General features: G+C 26.8%; 1 protein-coding gene. It reads right to left on the bottom strand.

What is annotated here, in order from left to right:
* Window positions 1–229, bottom strand: a 229-nt coding sequence (locus B3C94_RS12820; protein WP_293904224.1) for a hypothetical protein, incomplete at its 3' end; no start/stop codon positions are given.
* Window positions 230–605 lie beyond the last annotated feature (376 nt).

Here is a 605-nt window from a genome sequence, read left to right as displayed (position 1 = left end):
CGAAATCTTCATAATCATAATCGCGTTTTCTTATTGCAGCACTTTGTATACCATAATATAAAAGAGTTTCCTTTACGGATAACAATGAAGGATACTCCAAATGAGATTTCAAAAGGCTTATAAGCTTAGATCGGGTATATTTTACATGATAATATTGAAGAATATATGCACAACATTCCAAAATATCGTCATCTTTCTTTTTCTTAAAACTCGGAAAGATATTCATCATTATAAAGTCTATAAATACAATTGGTTGTTAAATTTATTCAAAAAACGATTTCAATAAAAAAGCATAAATAATTAAATGATTACAATTTATTGCGTAATTATTTACAATCTCCATCCAAATCAATTAAGTTGCTAGCTTTGAAATCAAATAAAATTAGTATTCCCGCTTTCGGAAATGCGAAATATTATTTCTTAGATATGAAATCGTTATGTTATTTTCCTCTAATTTTAATAGAAGATAATTTGTCCTCACTTTCTTTGATAAAAAAATTTGCGACGTCGCGATCATAATTAAAGAATCTGTTGTTTATATCCGCGCTTAAAAATGGATAGGAAAGAAACTTATTGCTAGTTAAATCGGATAATTTCTTTATATT

The organism is Sphingobacterium sp. UBA5670, from assembly GCF_002420705.1.
Classification (GTDB): domain Bacteria; phylum Bacteroidota; class Bacteroidia; order Sphingobacteriales; family Sphingobacteriaceae; genus Sphingobacterium.
This window is presented reverse-complemented; position numbering and strand designations above follow the sequence as displayed.